Here is a 14,393-nt window from a genome sequence, read left to right on the forward strand (position 1 = left end):
CTGTTAACATGAAAGCGACTACTAAAAAGAATGCGCTAACCTGGCTGAAAGAGGGCGGCATTTATGTCGTTCTGCTGGTTTTGCTGGCTATTATTATTTTCCAGGATCCGACATTTTTAAGCCTGATGAACCTGAGTAATATTCTCACCCAATCCTCGGTGCGTATTATTATCGCGCTGGGCGTGGCGGGACTGATCGTTACGCAGGGCACCGACCTGTCGGCCGGTCGTCAGGTGGGGCTGGCGGCGGTAGTGGCGGCGACGCTGCTGCAGGCGATGGATAACGCCAATAAGGTGTTTCCGACGCTGGATACCGTGCCGATTCCGGTGGTAATTCTGGTGGTGTGCGTGATCGGCGGCCTGATCGGCCTGGTGAATGGCCTGATCATCGCCTACCTCAAGGTGACGCCGTTTATTACCACGCTCGGCACCATGATTATCGTCTACGGCATCAACTCGCTCTATTACGATTTCGTCGGTGCGTCGCCGATTGCCGGGTTTGACAGCGGCTTCTCGAAGTTCGCTCAGGGCTTCCTGCGCTTTGGCGACTTCAAGCTCTCTTATATTACCTTCTACGCGATTGCCGCCATCATTTTCATCTGGATCCTGTGGAACAAGACCCGTTTCGGCAAGAACATTTTTGCTATCGGCGGCAACCCGGAAGCGGCGAAAGTGTCTGGCGTTAACGTCAACCTTAACCTGATTCTGATCTATGCGCTTTCCGGTGTGTTTTACGCCTTCGGCGGCATGCTGGAAGCGGGCCGTATCGGCAGCGCCACCAACAACCTCGGCTTTATGTATGAGCTGGACGCCATCGCGGCGTGCGTGGTGGGCGGCGTTTCTTTTGCCGGCGGCGTAGGGACGGTGGCGGGCGTAGTGACCGGCGTGCTTATCTTTACCGTGATCAACTACGGTCTGACCTATATCGGCGTGAACCCTTACTGGCAGTACATTATCAAGGGCGGCATCATTATCTTCGCCGTGGCGCTGGATTCGCTGAAGTATTCGCGTAAGAAGTAAGAGCAAAAGTATGTTGAAAAAGAGCGACCTTCGGGTCGCTCTTTTTGTTTGCGGGTGCCCTTTGTGTGTGTCAGAAGCGGCGCGGGCGACAGAGGCTGTGGAGCAAAGCGTCCCGCGACAGGGACAAAAACGCCGGGAGCGTTTTTGAACAACGCAGCGCGTTGGCCCGTTAACGGGCGCACCTCAAGGACGAGGTGCGTATCCGCGCGGGCCGAGCGAGCAGGGATGCCTTGAGCGACTTTGCGATCGAGCCCTGCCATCCGCGTGAGCACCTTATCTTTCTTTCAGGAGCGGCCTAAGGGCCGCTCTTTCTATTTCCGCGCTTTCTGCTCGCTTTCCAGCAGCTGCTCGGGCGTTACTGCCGGATAGCTCTGCGCATCTTCCGGCACCTCATGCACCGCCGGGATCGGCACCAGCGGGCCGAGGAAGCGCGGCTCACGCTTCATCACGTAGAGATCGGCCAGCGCGCCGAGGCGCGCGCCTACCTCGCGGAAGCGGACGCTAAGCATATTCTTCGGCGACGGCACCGCGTAGCACTGCGCCTGAATCCCCATATGCAGGGCGATAAACAGGGCGCGCTCGCAGTGGAAGCGCTGGGTGATGATAATAAAGTCGTTGGTGTCGAACACCTTGCGCGTGCGCACGATAGAGTCAAGCGTGCGGAAACCGGCGTAGTCCAGCACGATATCCTGCGGATCGACGCCGGCTTTGATCAGATCGCGGCGCATGGTCATGGGCTCGTTGTAGCTGCTCATGGCGTTGTCGCCGCTCAGCAGCAGATAATTGACCTTGCCGCTGTTATAGGCGTTCAGCGCGCCCTGAATGCGATAGAGATAATACTGATTGTAGACGCCGGTGCGGTAATACTTGGCGGTGCCCAGCACCACGCCAACCTGACGATGCGGCAGCGAGGCGACATCTTCATAAATATAGGGCGCGGTTTTCCAGCTGATCCAGCGATCCAGGCCGAGCGCGATCGCCACCACCAGTAAGATGATGAATAAAAGACCAATAAAAACGCGTTTCAACATACGCGTGAGCGCTCGGGGTCAGGAAAAATCGGTGCATCAAGGCTACTTGAGGACCGGTTACGAAGCAAGGCGCCGCCGGTTGGCTGATGGATTTTTGCGCGGCAGCCGGGCCTGAAACGGCCCGGCGACCGGTTGTCAGATCGAGGTACGACGATAGTGACGATACTGCGGCAGCCAGAAATTGCTGGCGACCGCCTGCGACAGCACATCTTCCGACGTGACCACCGCGACGCCCGCCAGCTGCGCGGCTTTGCCCACTTCCATCGCGATGATTTTCGACACGCCCTGAATATCTTTGATCTCCGGCAGCACCGGACCTTCGCCTTCGTTCACCAGCGGCGAACAGTCGGCCAGCGCGCGGCTTGCCGTCATCAGCATCGAGTCGGTGACGCGCGTCGCGCCGGCGGCAATCACGCCCAGACCAATGCCCGGGAAAATATAGGAGTTATTGCACTGCGCGATCGGATAGATTTTGCCTTTCCAGCTCACCGGCGAGAAAGGGCTGCCGGTCGCGACCAGCGCCGCGCCGTCGGTCCACGCGATAATATCCGCCGGCGTCGCCTCTACGCGCGATGTCGGGTTCGACAGCGGCATTACGATAGGACGCGCGCAGTGCTTATGCATCTCGCGGATAATCTCTTCGGTAAACAGGCCCGGCTGGCCGGAGACGCCGATCAGAATATCGGGACGGGCGTTGCGCACCACGTCCAGCAGCGAGATAGAATCGCTGGCGGTGTCCCACGTTTTCAGGTTCTCGCTCTTCTGCACCAGCTTGCTCTGGAAATCGAGCAGGTTCGGCAGCTTGTCGGTCAGCAGACCGAAGCGGTCGACCATCAGCACGCGTGCGCGCGCCTCTTCGTCGCTCAGACCTTCCGATTTCATCTGCGCGATAATCTGTTCGGCGATGCCGCATCCGGCGGAGCCTGCGCCGAGGAACACTACTTTCTGCTCGCACAGGCGGCTGCCTGCGGCGCGGCTGGCGGCGATCAGCGTGCCGACGGTCACGGCGGCGGTGCCCTGAATATCGTCGTTGAAGCAGCAGATCTCGTCGCGATAGCGCTGCAGCAGCGGCATGGCGTTTTTCTGCGCGAAGTCTTCAAACTGCAGCAGCACGTTCGGCCAGCGGCGTTTTACCGCCTGGATAAAGTCGTTAACGAAGGCGTCGTACTCTTCGCCGGTGATGCGCGGATGACGCCAGCCCATATAGAGCGGATCGTTAAGCAGCTGCTGATTGTTGGTGCCGGCGTCCAGCACGACCGGCAGCGTATAGGCCGGCGAAATGCCGCCGCAGGCGGTATAGAGCGACAGCTTGCCGATGGGAATGCCCATGCCGCCGATGCCCAAATCGCCAAGGCCGAGAATGCGCTCGCCGTCGGTGACCACAATCACCTTCACGTTCTGCTTGGTGGCGTTCTGCAGCATGTCTTCGATGTGGGCGCGATTCGGATAGGAGATAAAGACGCCGCGCGCGCGGCGGTAAATCTCGGAGAAGTGTTCGCAGGCCGCGCCGACGGTCGGGGTATAAATAATCGGCATCATCTCTTCGAGATGGTTGTCGAGCAGGCGATAGAAAAGGGTTTCGTTGGTGTCCTGAATGTTGCGCAGGTAGACGTGCTTATCGTTATTGTTTTTAAAGTCCTGGAACTGACGCCAGGCGCGCTCTGCCTGCTCTTCAATACTCTCGACCGCTTCAGGCAGCAGGCCATTGAGGTTAAATTCGTTGCGCTCTTCCAGCGAGAAGGCGCTGCCTTTATTCAGTAGGGGAAATTCCAGCAGGATCGGGCCAGCGTAGGGGATGTACAGCGGACGCTTACTTTCGTACTCATGTTCCATGAATTGATGCTCCGGTTGCGGTGTTGTCTGGCAAAGCTCAGACGCCAGTCGTTCTTTTTTTGTGTTGCTGGCGCACGATCCTATGAAATTTCTCGCCGATGTACAGCTTTTGTAAATAAAAGATATCGTAAGTGTTGGAAAGCGTGTTCTGTGCCTCAGCCCTGGCGCAGCGTGACGCGCGTCAGCTGTTCGCATCCGAGTGCGGTCAGGGTCGCCTGCGTCGCGGCGAACTGATCCAGCGTGGCGTTTTCCACTTCGGCCAGCGCGGCGGCCTCGATGTTTTCGCAGGCTTCGCCCTGCATATTAAGCAGGATCAGCGCGGCCTGTAGCGGCGGCAGGCTCGGGTTGAAAGCGGCGTTCTCGGCGTAGCGTCCGGTAACCGTCGCGCCGCTCGCGGTGCGCAGCGCAATGCCGCTGTGCGAGCCGCTGTAGGGCGCGTGGCTCTGGTTGGCGGCGGCGATGGCCGCCTGGGCGAGCGCGTCGCCTTCCCCCTGATAGCCGTGATCCACTTTATCCAGCAGCAGGGTAGTGATGTTCAGATCGCGCGGGCCGAAGGCGTCCGGCAGGTAGTCCGCCAGGGTGCTGACGCCGCGGCCGGGCAGGCTGATGCGCAGATCGGTGCCGCTGTTGAGTTCGTTCATAAACTGGCGGCAGTGGCCGCACGGCGTGTAGTTGACCGTGACCGCCTCAAGGCGCTGCTCGCCGCGCAGCCAGGCGTGCGCGATAGCGCTCTGCTCGGCATGGATAGTCTGCTGTAGCGCTACGCCTGCGAACTCCATATTGGCGCCGAAATACCAATAACCGCTGACGCCGCGCGCCACGGCGCCGACGTTGAAGCGCGAAACCGGCGCGACCGCGCAGGCCGCCGCCAGCGGCAGCAGCGCCAGCGCCAGCGCGTCGGCATCCAGCCGGGTCTGCTGCATCAGCGATGCGACCTGCTCCGGCGTCAGCGCCGCCTGAAACTGCGCGTCGTCAAGAATCGGACGCAGCGCGCTTTGCAGAGCAGCGGGCAGCGCGTCGAAGGCGGAGGTGAAACGTGGATGCATGATAGCCTCGTTAATATCGGGCGGCCCATTGCCGCCAGAGGGGTTATATGTGATCTGTATCGCTCTGACAATGCAACAGATTTGCATCGTTTCAACTTTGCGAGATCTATCGCAAAGTTTTACCCGAATGCGTGCAGCAGCAGGGGAAATATAAAGGGCGCCAGCAGTGAGGTGATGATGCCGCACAGCACCAGCGCCAGCGAGCTGAACGCGCCTTCCTGGTAATCCACCTCCGCCGCGCGCGCCGTGCCGAGCGCGTGCGACGCGTTGCCTATCGCCAGTCCGCGCGCCGCGCGGGTTTTTATCCCCAGCAGGTTCAGCACCATATGGCCGAAGACCGCGCCAAGCACGCCGGCGATCAGCACGCAGATGGCGCTGATAGCGGGGATGCCGTGCAGCGAGGCGGAGACCGCCATCGCAATGGGCGTGGTCACCGATTTCGGCAGAATGGTAGCGGCGATTTCCGGCGTCGCGCCCATCCACAGCGCGATAGCGGTGCCGGAGACCATCGCGGTCAGGCTGCCGATAAAGCAGACGCCGATCAGCGATTTCCAGCGCGCGCGGATTTGATGCATCTGCTCGTAGAGCGGCAGCGCCAGCGCGACCACCGCCGGCTGCAGCAGCTGATTGAGGATCTGGCTGCCGGCGAAATAGCGCGCGTAGGGGATTTGCAGCACCAGCAGCAGCGGGATAATGATCGCCATCGCCACCAGCAGCGGATTGAGTAGCGAGATTTTCAGCTTCGCCGCCAGGCGACGCGCCAGCATAAAGGCGCCAACGCTGAGCGGCAGCGACCACCAGATGTCACTCACTGGGCTTCTCCTGCACGCTGCGCGTATGAATTTTATGGGCGCTCCAGCCGACAATTGTTAACACCAGAAAGGTGCTGACCACAATAGAGACCACGATCGGGCCGAACTGCGCGCTGAGCACGTCGGTGTAGTTGATGATGCCGACGCTGATGGGCACAAACAGCAGCGCCATATAGCGGATCAGCAGGTGGCAGCCGGGTTTAACCCAATCTACCGGAAGGATTTGCGTTGCCAGCAGGGCGAACAGCGTCAGCATGCCGAGGATGCTGCCGGGAATGGTGATAGGCAGCAGCAAGGAGAGGGCGTTGCCCGCATAGAGGCAGAGATAGATGATGACGAAGGCGCGCACGTAGCGCCAGCACAGAGACAGCACAGTGGGCATAGCAGGCTCCTGTTTTCACTGCACAACATCATACGCGACATGGGATAAAAAAGGGCGACATTGCTGTCGCCCTTGATGACCGCACAGAGGTTTGCGAGCGGGTGGCATGGACCGAAGAGCAAAGCGTCCTGCGCCAGGGATGGCGCAGGCCGAGCTGGCAGGGATGCCGTCTTTTGCGTCTTTGCGATCGGGCCATGCCACCCGCGACGGGCACATTGCTTTGGCCTTAAGGGCGGCATTTTTGCCGCCCTTATTTAGCTTTAACCCCTTACTTAACCGGCATGCCCGGCTGCGCGCCGCTGTCGACGGAGAGCACAAACAGATCTTTGCCGCCCGGACCGGCTGACAGCACCATGCCTTCCGACACGCCGAAACGCATCTTACGCGGCGCGAGGTTGGCGACGATAATCGTCATTTTGCCGATCAGCACCGACGGATCCGGATAGGCGGCGCGGATGCCGGAGAAGATCTGGCGCTTCTCGCCGCCCAGATCGAGCTGCAGACGCAGCAGCTTATCGGAGCCGTCCACCAGCTCGGCGTGTTCGATCAGCGCCACGCGCATATCGACTTTGGCGAAATCGTCAATGGTAATGGTATCGCCAATCGGCGCATCCGCCAGCGGGCCGGTCGCCGGCTGGCTGGCCGCGGCGGCATCTTCTTTCGACGCTTCAATCAGCGCGTTAACTTTCGTCATTTCGATACGTCCATAGAGCGCCTTAAACGGCGCCACCTGATGATTAAGCAGCGGCTGTGGGATCGCTTCCCAGCGTAATTCGCTGTTGAGGAACGCCTCGGCGCGCTCGCTCAGGCTCGGCAGCACCGGCTTCAGCCAGGTCATCAGCACGCGGAACAGGTTGATGCCCATCGAGCAGATCGCCTGCAGATCGGCGTCGCGGCCCTCTTCCTTCGCCACCACCCACGGCGCCTGCTCGTCCACATAGCGGTTAGCCAGATCGGCCAGCGCCATGATTTCGCGAATGGCGCGGCTGTACTCGCGGCTCGCCCAGGCTTCGCCGATCTTCTCAGAGGCGTCGACAAAGGACTGATAGAGCGCCGGATCCGCCAGTTCGGCCGAAAGCTGACCGTTAAAGCGTTTGGTCAGGAAGCCGGCGTTGCGCGACGCCAGGTTCACCACCTTGTTGACGATATCGGCGTTTACGCGCTGCACGAAATCTTCCAGATTCAGGTCGATATCGTCGATGCGCGAAGAGAGCTTGGCGGCGTAGTAGTAGCGCAGGCTGTCGGCGTCCAGATGCTGCAGCCAGGTGCTCGCCTTAATAAAGGTGCCGCGCGACTTAGACATCTTGGCGCCGTTCACCGTCACATAGCCGTGCACGAACAGATTATTAGGCTTGCGGAACTGGCTGCCTTCCAGCATCGCCGGCCAGAACAGGCTGTGGAAATAAACGATATCCTTGCCGATAAAGTGATAAAGCTCGGTGGTGGAATCTTTCCTCCAGAACTCGTCGAAATCGATATCGCCGCGCTTGTCGCACAGGTTTTTAAAGGCGCCCATATAGCCGATCGGCGCGTCGAGCCAGACATAAAAATATTTGCCCGGCGCGTCGGGGATCTCGAAGCCGAAGTAGGGCGCGTCGCGTGAGATATCCCACTGCTGCAGCCCAGACTCGAACCACTCCTGCATCTTGTTCGCCACCTGCTCCTGCAGCGCGCCGGAGCGCGTCCAGGCCTGCAGCATGGCGCTGAACGACGGCAGGTCGAAGAAGAAGTGCTCTGAGTCGCGCATCACCGGCGTCGCGCCGGAGACCACCGACTTCGGCTCGATCAGCTCGGTCGGGCTGTAGGTCGCGCCGCACACTTCGCAGTTGTCGCCGTACTGATCCGGCGATTTGCATTTCGGGCAGGTGCCCTTAACGAAACGGTCCGGCAGGAACATGCCTTTTTCCGGATCGTAGAGCTGAGAGATAGTGCGGTTCTTAATAAAACCGTTCTCTTTCAGTCGGGTATAAATCAGCTCCGACAGCACGCGGTTCTCGTCGCTGTGCGTCGAGTGATAGTTGTCGTAGCTGATGTTGAAGCCGGCGAAATCGACCTGATGTTCCTGACTCATTTCGGCGATCATCTGCTCCGGCGAAATGCCTAACTGCTGCGCTTTCAGCATGATCGGCGTACCGTGCGCGTCGTCGGCGCAGATGAAATAGACCTGATTGCCACGCATTCGCTGGTAACGCACCCAAATGTCTGCCTGGATATGCTCGAGCATGTGGCCGAGATGGATTGATCCGTTCGCGTACGGCAGGGCGCACGTTACCATTATTTTTTTAGCGACTTGAGTCATAGTTTGCGTAGCTTTCTGTTGATTGAAAAAACGGGCTTAGATGGTAACTCATGCCCTGGCGGGCGTAAACACAAGGGCGGTCTGGCGTCGACCGCGCCGACATCTGATATCATTGTTGTGTTACCGCTGAACCCAGCGACAGAAAAAATAACAAGGAGTGGGGATGACAGCACAATCCCGGACATCACATTCACCTGAAGCCCTGCGCGCCGTGGTTATGGGCGTGTTAAGCGGCTTCCGGCATCCGACCCTCGATCGCAACCTCACCGCGCTGAAAGCGCTGCACCATGTGGCGCTGCTGGACGGCAAGCTGCATATCGAACTCTGTATGCCTTTCGCCTGGGCGAGCGCGTTTGAAGAGCTGAAGGCGCAGGCCAGCGCCGAACTGCTGCGCCTGACCGGCACCCAGGCGATCGACTGGCGGCTGCGCCACGATATCGCTACCCTGAAGCGCGTCAAAGGCCAGCCCGGCGTTAACGGCGTGAAGAACATTATCGCCGTCAGCTCCGGCAAGGGCGGCGTCGGCAAGTCGAGCACCGCCGTCAATATGGCGTTGGCGCTGGCGGCGGAAGGGGCGCGCGTCGGCATTCTCGACGCGGATATTTACGGCCCGTCGGTGCCCAATATGCTGGGCACCGAGCATGAGCGTCCCACCTCGCCGGACGGCACCCATATGGCGCCCATTATGGCGCACGGCCTCGCCACCAACTCGATCGGCTATCTGGTGACCGACGATAATGCGATGGTGTGGCGCGGGCCGATGGCGAGCAAGGCGCTGATGCAGCTGCTTAACGAAACGCTGTGGCCGGATCTCGACTACCTGGTGCTCGATATGCCGCCAGGCACCGGCGACATACAGCTGACGCTGGCGCAGAGCGTGCCGGTAACCGGCGCGATTGTCGTCACCACGCCGCAGGATATCGCCCTGATCGACGCGCGCAAAGGCATGGTGATGTTCGAGAAGGTCAACGTGCCGGTGCTCGGCGTGGTGGAGAATATGAGCCTGCATATCTGCAGCCACTGCGGCTTCCACGAGCCGATCTTCGGCACCGGCGGCGCGGAAAAGCTGGTGGCGGACTATCAGACGCAGCTGCTGGCGCAGCTGCCGCTGCATATCAACCTGCGCGAAGATCTGGATGACGGCGAACCGACGGTGATCCGCCGACCGGAGAGCGAATTTACCGCGCTCTATCGCCAGCTGGCGGGCCGCGTCGCCTCGCGCCTCTACTGGCAGGGCGAAGTGATCCCCGGCGACATCGCCTTCCGCGCGCTGTAAACCGCGCGCCGCTGGCGTCGGCTCAGGACGCCAGCGGAAAGTGCATCAGCACATATTTTCCCTGTTCGCTCTCGCCCTGCGCGATAATCTTCCAGCCGTGCTTTAAATAGAACGCCTGCGCCGCCTTGTTCATTAACAGGCACTTCAGCGCGCCGGTGCTGGTAAAACTCGCCTGCACTCTCTCCAGCAGCGCGGCGCCGACGCCGCGGCCCTGATAAGCGGGATCGACGTAGAGGCTGTGAAGGAAGTTGTCATTTTCCAGCACGCCGGCAAAGCCGACGCGGTGGCCGTCAAGCTCGGCCACCCAGACGGTCTCGCCCAGGATCACGCTGTCGAAATCTTCCAGCTGCCAGTGGCTGTCGTCGAGCCAGCGCCAGTTATGGCGACGCGCGGCAAGAAACAGCGTGCGCAGGAACGGGCGATCGGCTTCGGTATAAGAACGTATCTGCACGGTAAACTCCCTTAACGGCAATCAGAGTGCTGGCCATATCCGCAAACGGGAGAGAGGGCGCTGGCTCGTTATCAATAAGCGTCTCTACAAAACTAGCAGTTCTGCGATGAAAAGATAAACCGCGTTAAATCAAGGTGCTTTGCGTGTAGAATGCCGGGGCGGCGTCAATAGCGGTGCGGCTTGCCGCGTTTGATAGCTTTCGTTTATCTGATTGATAACGACTGCGTATTAGAAGTTGGCCCGAAAATTTTGTAACGTACATCACATCTTTTAGCGGAGGACTTCAGATGTCTATCATTAATACCAAAATCAAACCGTTCAAAAACGCTGCGTTTAAAAACGGCGAATTCATCGACGTAACTGAGAAAGACGTTGAAGGTAAATGGAGTGTGTTCTTCTTTTATCCGGCTGACTTCACCTTCGTTTGCCCGACCGAACTGGGCGACGTGGCTGACCACTACGAAGAATTCCAGAAACTGGGCGTAGATATCTACTCTGTTTCTACCGACACCCACTTTACCCACAAAGCCTGGCACGGTTCTTCTGAAACCATCGCGAAAATCCAGTACGCCATGATCGGCGACCCGACTGGCGCGCTGACCCGCAACTTCGAAATCATGCGCGAAGCCGAAGGTCTGGCTGACCGCGGTACTTTCATCGTTGACCCGGAAGGCATCATCCAGGCGATCGAAATCACTGCTGAAGGTATCGGCCGCGACGCGTCTGACCTGCTGCGTAAAGTGAAAGCCGCTCAGTATGTCGCTTCTCACCCAGGCGAAGTTTGCCCGGCTAAATGGAAAGAAGGCGACGCAACCCTGGCTCCGTCTCTGGACCTGGTTGGCAAAATCTAATTTCCACACCGGCTTTTCGATCTTCTCTATCGGGTGCTGCGGCACCCGATTTCTTCTGACAGGAACTCACTATGCTCGACACAAATTTAAAAACCCAGCTCAAGGCCTACCTTGAGAAATTAACCAAGCCTGTTGAGTTGATCGCCACCCTGGACGATGGCGCCAAATCAGCGGAAATTCGCGATTTGCTGGCGGATATCGCAAGCCTGTCTGAAAAAGTCAGCTTCCGCGAAGAGAACGATCGTCCGGTGCGTAAACCCTCTTTTCTGATCACCAACCCTGGCTCGCACAGCGGCCCGCGCTTTGCCGGCTCGCCGATGGGGCACGAATTTACCTCTCTGGTGCTGGCGCTGCTGCAGACCGGCGGCCATCCGTCGAAAGAGACGCAGAGCCTGCTTGATCAGGTGGCGTCGCTGGATAGCGACCTGCATTTCGAAACGTACTACTCGCTGTCATGCCACAACTGCCCTGACGTGGTGCAGGCGCTGAACCTGATGGCGATTATCAACCCGCGCGTCTCGCACACGGCGATTGACGGCGGCATGTTCCAGAATGAAATTACCGAGCGCAACGTGATGGGCGTACCGGCGGTTTACCTGAACGGCAAAGAGTTCGGTCAGGGCCGCATGAGCCTTGCTGAGATCGTCGGCAAGGTCGACACCAACGCCGAGAAGCGCGCGGCGGAAGAGCTGAACAAGCGCGACGCCTATGAAGTGCTGATCGTCGGCAGCGGCCCTGCAGGCGCGGCGGCGGCAATCTACTCGGCGCGTAAAGGCATCCGTACCGGCCTGATGGGCGAGCGTTTCGGCGGCCAGGTGCTCGACACCGTAGACATTGAAAACTACATCTCCGTGCAGAAAACCGAAGGCGCTAAGCTGGCTGGCTCGCTGCGCGCCCACGTTGACGACTATGACGTTGACGTGATCGATACCCAGAGCGCTATCAAGCTGATCCCGGCGGCGAAAGAGGGTGGTCTGCACGCGATTGAAACCGCCTCTGGCGCCGTGCTGAAATCACGCAGCATCATCATCGCCACCGGCGCGCGCTGGCGCAACATGGGCGTGCCAGGCGAAGATCAATATCGCACCAAAGGCGTCACCTACTGCCCGCACTGCGACGGTCCGCTGTTTAAAGGCAAGCGCGTTGCGGTTATCGGCGGCGGCAACTCCGGCGTTGAAGCGGCTATCGACCTGGCAGGCATCGTCGAGCACGTGACCCTGCTGGAGTTCGCTGGCGAAATGCGCGCCGACCAGGTGCTGCAGAACAAGCTGCGCAGCCTGAAAAATGTCGATGTGATCCTGAACGCGCAGACCACGGAAGTGAAAGGCGACGGCAGCAAAGTGACCGGACTGGCCTATATCGATCGCAACAACCAGACGGCGCACGACATCGCGCTGAGCGGTATCTTCGTGCAGATTGGTCTGCTGCCGAATACCACCTGGCTGGAAGGCGCGGTAGAGCGCAACAAAATGGGCGAGATCCTGATTGACGCGAAATGCGAAACCAGCCTGAAAGGCGTATTCGCGGCGGGCGACTGCACCACGGTGCCGTACAAGCAGATCATCATCGCCAGCGGCGAAGGCGCGAAAGCCTCCCTGAGCGCTTTCGACTACCTGATCCGCACGAAACCGGCTGAATAACGTTTTGCGATAGCCACGCAACGGCCCCGGGACCTCTGTCTCGGGGCTTTTTTTTTAATAGCCCGCCCACGACATCAGCATCATCCACACCGGCGTGGTCACCGCCGCGAATAGCGTAGAAAACAGCATGCTTGCCGCCGCCGGGCCGGTCAGCACGTTGAACTTCTGCGACATCAGATAGACGTTGACGCCTACCGCCATCGAACCGAGCAGCACCACAACCCGACTCTCCAGCGGCGGCAGATGCACCAGCCAGGCGATCGCCCAGATGGTCATCGGCTGCAAAATCAGCTTAAGCAAACAGATGGTGTAGCTTTCACGCAGCCCGTCGCGCACGCGATAGTGCGCCAGGCTCATGCCGAGCGTCACCAGCGAGAGCGGCGCGGCGATAGAGCCGAGCATGCGCAGCGGTTCGGCGGCGATCGTCGGCAGCGGCTGTTTTAAAAAGCTCCAGGCGGTGCCGCTGAGGATACCGATAATCAAAGGATTCTTCGCCACGCTGAGCAGGGTATGGCCGATGCCTTTCAGCGAGAAGCTGCCCTGTTTCGCCCACTCCACCGAGAGCGTCAGCAGCGTCCAGAGGATCAGGCTGTTGAACACCAGCACCAGCGCCACCGACGGCAGCGCCTGCGGGCCGAGCAGCACCGTCGCCACCGGAATGCCGAGCATCACGTTGTTTGAGAAGATGCCGCCGAGCGCGAACACCGTGCCCGCGACGCCGTCGAGCTTAAACAGCCGCGCGCCCAGGAGGCGGCCGAGGAGAAAAATCAGTAAGCAGCTGCCGAAAAAGGCCAGCAGCAGCCGCACATCCACCGGCGGGCTTTTGTAGAAGTCGCTCATTACGCGAAACAGCATGCAGGGCAGGGCGACGTTAAAGACGAAGCGGTTCATGCCTTCGCTGATGGTCAGCGGCCATTTGCCGATGCGCGTCAGGCCGTAGCCAAGAAAAATCAAAATAAACAGCGGAGCGGAAAGGTAAATCTGATGGGTAAGGGTTTCAAGCAAGCCAGGCATAGCGCGTCTGTTATCGGCATCAGGTAACATCAGCCTAACATGATGTTGCGAAAAGCGTCACCCGGCAGCGCATTCTCTAGCCGAGCCAGCGTCGCGCTTGTGCGTCGCTGATATCGCGATAATAGACGCGATGAATTATTTCATCGCAGGTTCGACAGCGGGCGGAAATAAAGGTAGAAAAATAGCATCTGCCGTTTGGCGCAACGGCGTTGGCGCGAGAAATATGGATGTCTTGCCAGCGGTGACGATGTGGAATAAACGGAAAAAACGTCATATTGCTTCCCAGATGTCGACAGCGTATAGGTTATGTCGCGTAATGAATTGAAATTAAATATCTATTTATAAAAATACAGAGCAGGCGGCGTTTGGCGCGGCGGACAGGGTCTACAGGAGAAAAAAAGACTCCAAACGTTAAGTTGCAACGTAAATATTGGTTCGCTTGTAATAAATAAAAATAAAATCCTTCTTGTTCTGCCCGCTTAAATTTAAACCCGCAGCATTAAGCCTTTTTTTCAGCGCTGGCTGGTTGATCAAGATCATGCTGAACCGTGCTAACTGGTAATACCTCTTAAGAGGTAGGTCTATTGCTTTCGTTTGCCGCCTCTCCTATGCTGCTGGCGTAACATTCGACTCGGGGTGCCCTTCTGCGTGAAGGCTGAGAAAGACCCGTATTACCTGATCTGGATAATGCCAGCGTAGGGAAGTCAGATGCCTGACCGCATTCGCCTTCTTGCTCGCC

At 58.9% G+C, this 14,393-nt stretch carries 13 protein-coding genes and 1 riboswitch; of the genes, 4 read left to right on the top strand and 9 right to left on the bottom strand.

The features are described 5' to 3' along the window. Positions 1–8 precede the first annotated feature (8 nt). Positions 9–1,019, top strand: a complete 1,011-nt coding sequence (gene mglC / locus B3229_RS20075) for a galactose/methyl galactoside ABC transporter permease MglC (RefSeq protein ID WP_033750298.1) — start codon at positions 9–11, stop codon at positions 1,017–1,019. Positions 1,020–1,330: 311 nt separating this feature from the next. Here mglC and sanA read toward each other — a convergent pair whose 3' ends face one another. The 6 genes from sanA to metG all read right to left on the bottom strand — a co-directional run bounded on the left by sanA (position 1,331) and on the right by metG (position 8,422). Continuing rightward, complete coding sequence (gene sanA / locus B3229_RS20080; protein WP_048780744.1) at positions 1,331–2,050, bottom strand: outer membrane permeability protein SanA; 720 nt, start codon at positions 2,048–2,050, stop codon at positions 1,331–1,333. A gap of 135 nt (positions 2,051–2,185) precedes the next feature. Beyond that, positions 2,186–3,883 (bottom strand): NAD-dependent malic enzyme, encoded by a 1,698-nt coding sequence (locus B3229_RS20085; RefSeq protein WP_048780743.1) that lies wholly within the window; start codon positions 3,881–3,883, stop codon positions 2,186–2,188. Positions 3,884–4,038: 155 nt separating this feature from the next. Further along, complete coding sequence (gene cdd, locus B3229_RS20090; protein ID WP_286873812.1) at positions 4,039–4,929, bottom strand: cytidine deaminase; 891 nt, start codon at positions 4,927–4,929, stop codon at positions 4,039–4,041. 119 nt (positions 4,930–5,048) lie between these two features. Then, entirely contained in the window at positions 5,049–5,741 is a 693-nt protein-coding gene (locus B3229_RS20095) for a CidB/LrgB family autolysis modulator (protein WP_033791573.1), read from the bottom strand. Beyond that, positions 5,734–6,123 carry a CidA/LrgA family protein gene (locus B3229_RS20100; protein ID WP_096073489.1) on the bottom strand — a complete coding sequence of 130 codons (390 nt, stop codon included), beginning with the start codon at positions 6,121–6,123 and terminating at the stop codon, positions 5,734–5,736. Before B3229_RS20100 ends, B3229_RS20095 begins: the two co-directional genes overlap by 8 nt. Before the next feature lie 268 nt (positions 6,124–6,391). After that, a complete protein-coding gene (metG, locus tag B3229_RS20105) occupies positions 6,392–8,422 on the bottom strand; it encodes a methionine--tRNA ligase (protein ID WP_286873817.1) in 2,031 nt (676 codons plus the stop codon). A gap of 163 nt (positions 8,423–8,585) precedes the next feature. On the opposite strand from metG, the gene apbC reads away from it, so the two are divergent. Further along, positions 8,586–9,698 carry an iron-sulfur cluster carrier protein ApbC gene (gene apbC, locus B3229_RS20110; RefSeq protein ID WP_033750276.1) on the top strand — a complete coding sequence of 371 codons (1,113 nt, stop codon included), beginning with the start codon at positions 8,586–8,588 and terminating at the stop codon, positions 9,696–9,698. Positions 9,699–9,720: 22 nt separating this feature from the next. Here the strand turns inward: apbC and B3229_RS20115 are convergent, their stop codons facing one another. Continuing rightward, a complete protein-coding gene (locus B3229_RS20115) occupies positions 9,721–10,149 on the bottom strand; it encodes a GNAT family N-acetyltransferase (RefSeq protein ID WP_096073487.1) in 429 nt (142 codons plus the stop codon). 287 nt (positions 10,150–10,436) lie between these two features. On the opposite strand from B3229_RS20115, the gene ahpC reads away from it, so the two are divergent. Then, positions 10,437–11,000: an alkyl hydroperoxide reductase subunit C gene (gene ahpC, locus B3229_RS20120; RefSeq protein ID WP_033750273.1), complete on the top strand. Its 564-nt coding sequence runs from the start codon at positions 10,437–10,439 to the stop codon at positions 10,998–11,000. Between the two features lie 71 nt (positions 11,001–11,071). Continuing rightward, the gene (gene ahpF, locus B3229_RS20125; protein ID WP_033750272.1) at positions 11,072–12,640 is read left to right on the top strand and encodes an alkyl hydroperoxide reductase subunit F; all 1,569 of its coding nucleotides are present in this window, start codon (positions 11,072–11,074) and stop codon (positions 12,638–12,640) included. A gap of 54 nt (positions 12,641–12,694) precedes the next feature. Here the strand turns inward: ahpF and B3229_RS20130 are convergent, their stop codons facing one another. Continuing rightward, positions 12,695–13,654, bottom strand: coding sequence for an AEC family transporter (locus tag B3229_RS20130; RefSeq protein WP_286873824.1), 960 nt, complete (start codon positions 13,652–13,654; stop codon positions 12,695–12,697). A 76-nt stretch (positions 13,655–13,730) separates the two neighbouring features. Continuing rightward, positions 13,731–13,928 carry a hypothetical protein gene (locus B3229_RS21235; RefSeq protein WP_312058263.1) on the bottom strand — a complete coding sequence of 66 codons (198 nt, stop codon included), beginning with the start codon at positions 13,926–13,928 and terminating at the stop codon, positions 13,731–13,733. A gap of 348 nt (positions 13,929–14,276) precedes the next feature. Beyond that, a riboswitch (TPP riboswitch) is annotated at positions 14,277–14,373 on the top strand. The last annotated feature ends 20 nt before the right edge of the window (positions 14,374–14,393 follow it).

This window comes from Pantoea sp. UBA5035 (assembly GCF_002415245.1).
Classification (GTDB): Bacteria; Pseudomonadota; Gammaproteobacteria; order Enterobacterales; family Enterobacteriaceae; genus Pantoea; species Pantoea septica.

Coding starts and splice junctions, on each gene's coding strand:
- mglC (WP_033750298.1), top strand. CDS start 9: ATGAAAGCGACTACTAAAAAGAATGCGCTAACCTGGCTGAAAGAGGGC.
- sanA (WP_048780744.1), bottom strand. CDS start 2,050: ATGTTGAAACGCGTTTTTATTGGTCTTTTATTCATCATCTTACTGGTG.
- B3229_RS20085 (WP_048780743.1), bottom strand. CDS start 3,883: ATGGAACATGAGTACGAAAGTAAGCGTCCGCTGTACATCCCCTACGCT.
- cdd (WP_286873812.1), bottom strand. CDS start 4,929: ATGCATCCACGTTTCACCTCCGCCTTCGACGCGCTGCCCGCTGCTCTG.
- B3229_RS20100 (WP_096073489.1), bottom strand. CDS start 6,123: ATGCCCACTGTGCTGTCTCTGTGCTGGCGCTACGTGCGCGCCTTCGTC.
- metG (WP_286873817.1), bottom strand. CDS start 8,422: ATGACTCAAGTCGCTAAAAAAATAATGGTAACGTGCGCCCTGCCGTAC.
- apbC (WP_033750276.1), top strand. CDS start 8,586: ATGACAGCACAATCCCGGACATCACATTCACCTGAAGCCCTGCGCGCC.
- ahpC (WP_033750273.1), top strand. CDS start 10,437: ATGTCTATCATTAATACCAAAATCAAACCGTTCAAAAACGCTGCGTTT.
- ahpF (WP_033750272.1), top strand. CDS start 11,072: ATGCTCGACACAAATTTAAAAACCCAGCTCAAGGCCTACCTTGAGAAA.
- B3229_RS20130 (WP_286873824.1), bottom strand. CDS start 13,654: ATGCCTGGCTTGCTTGAAACCCTTACCCATCAGATTTACCTTTCCGCT.
- B3229_RS21235 (WP_312058263.1), bottom strand. CDS start 13,928: ATGACGTTTTTTCCGTTTATTCCACATCGTCACCGCTGGCAAGACATC.